The sequence below is a fragment of the Arthrobacter sp. Hiyo1 genome (genome assembly GCF_001263615.2).
GTDB lineage: Bacteria > Actinomycetota > Actinomycetes > Actinomycetales > Micrococcaceae > Arthrobacter.
The window spans coordinates 483,227-485,220 of record NZ_DF952470.1 but is presented as its reverse complement, the minus strand read 5'-3'; the positions used below and the strand labels follow the sequence as shown (position 1 = coordinate 485,220).

Below are 1,994 nucleotides of genomic sequence, written 5' to 3'. Positions count from 1 at the left end.
CCCCGGCAAGGATCCGATCGGCCGAGGTGACCATGGCGACGGCGTCGGCAGGCAAGGACCGCAACAGTTCCGCGGCTCCGGGCAACGCAACGATCCCGTCCGTCCGGGTCCGTTCCATCTCGCCGAGTTCCTCCGCGAGCGCGTCGATGTCAGCTCCGGCGGGAGCGAAACGGCGCACCGTGTCCTTGGCTTGGACCCCGTGTGAAGTCCGCAGGATCTCCTCGATGTCCAGTCCATACCGGCCCGCGAATTCGCTCCACACTTGCTCCACGATCGCGGTGGAGTCCACCAAGGTTCCGTCCATATCGAAGAGGACAGCCCGGACGGTCAGGGTTTTCACGGCTTCAGCAGGCAGGTTCATGCATCCATCCTGCCGCTGAAGCCGGTCTGCGGCCCAACTCTTACGGTGTGAGTCCTAGCCGTTGGGCCGGTGGGGGATGTACTGAACGGCCCATTTGTTGCCGTCCGGATCGGCGAAGTACACAAAGTGGCCCCAATCCTGGATGTCGATGTCGCTGACTTCCACGCCGTTGGCCTTGAGTTGGCTGTGGGCCTCCTGGATATCCCCCACCACCATTTGCAGGCTGGGAGCGGTGCCTGGAGGGGCGTCGTTGAGGCCCTCGCCGATGCAGATGGAGCAGGCCGAGCCGGGCGGAGTCAGTTGGACGAAGCGAATACCGTCCATGGGCCGCTCGTCGTAGTCGGCGTTGAAGCCCACTTTGTTGACGTAGAAATCCTTGGCGCGGTCCACATCGGACACGGGGACAAACACAAGTTCAAGTTTCCAGTCCATGCGCCAAAGGCTATCGGCGGAGCCCGAAAACCGGTAGGGGCGGAGCACAACGCTGGGTCACTTACGGCCCATGTTGCTGCTCGAATTGGGCCGTAAGTGACCCCGCGTTGACGAGTTCGACGGCGGCGCCTCCCCAGGTGCCCACGCCGACTTCTGTTTCAGCTTGCGCGCGGGCTCGGGCTCGGGACGGAAGGAGCCACGCCGCCAACGTGGCAAGGACCAGCACAGCCGCACCAACATAGACGGCGGGAATGGCTGCGTCCACATAGCCGGTGGGAGTGAGTTTGCCGCCGGCTCCCGTGAAGACTGCCGTCAGGACGGCCACGCCCAGTGCTACACCGATCTCCCGGAGAGTGGAGTTGGTCCCACTCGCCTTCGCGTGGTCCTCGGCGCGCATGTTGGCGAGCACCGCCGTCGACATCGGGGCGAAAACCAGGCCCATACCGATTCCGGCCGCAACAAAGCCCGGCACCAGGGTTTCATAAGGGACGGTCGCGGAAAGGACTCCGGCCAGCCAGAACATGCCGGCCGTGAGGAGGGCGAGGCCCGCGATCATCAGGGTCCCGGTGCCAATCCGCGGTGCCAGCAGGCCGGCGAGCGGTGCGACGAACATGGGGGCCAACGTCCAGGGCATCGTCATGACGCCTGCGGCGAGGGGTCCGTGGCCCTGCACTACCTGCAGGAACTGGATGAGAATGAAGACAGACCCGAAGATCCCGAAGCTGAAGGTCAAGCCGATCAGGTTTGCCACGGTGAAGCTGCGGTCGCGGAACAGCCGGAGCGGAAGCAGTGGCGCAGCGACCCGGGATTCCCACAGAACGAAGGCAAGCAGCAGGACGCCGCCACCGATCAAGCCGGCGAGGACTTCGGCGCTGGACCAGCCGGCGTCGTTCCCCCGGACAATGCCGAAGACGAGCCCCAGGAGGCCGAGCCCGGAGAGAAGAAGGCCTACGACGTCGGCGCGGACGCGGGCGCCGAAGCTGTTCGGCAGCGCGAAGAGCGCCAGAGGAATCGACAGGATGCCGATGGGCACGTTGAGCCAGAAGATCGCTTCCCAGCTCCAGCCTTCCACGACTGCGCCGCCGATCAGCGGCCCCAGTGCGACACCCAGGCCGGAGACTCCGCCCCAGATGCCGATGGCGAGCGGGCGCAGCTTGTCGCTGACCGAGCCCACCAGCAGGGTGAGCGATAGCGGCATGAG

General features: G+C 65.4%; 3 protein-coding genes. All 3 read right to left on the bottom strand.

What is annotated here, in order from left to right; genetic code table 11:
• Positions 1-361 (bottom strand): HAD family hydrolase (locus AHiyo1_RS11130; RefSeq protein WP_113990636.1); only part of this gene is annotated, 361 nt, incomplete at its 3' end.
• 54 nt (positions 362-415) lie between these two features.
• Positions 416-793 (bottom strand): VOC family protein, encoded by a 378-nt coding sequence (locus AHiyo1_RS11125; protein WP_059388606.1) that lies wholly within the window; start codon positions 791-793, stop codon positions 416-418.
• A gap of 61 nt (positions 794-854) precedes the next feature.
• Positions 855-1,994, bottom strand: a 1,140-nt coding sequence (locus AHiyo1_RS11120) for an MFS transporter (protein ID WP_113990635.1), incomplete at its 5' end; no start/stop codon positions are given.

Bases quoted from the DNA above. Each gene is read 5' to 3' on its own strand.
- AHiyo1_RS11125 (WP_059388606.1), bottom strand. From the start codon at position 793: ATGGACTGGAAACTTGAACTTGTGTTTGTCCCCGTGTCCGATGTGGAC.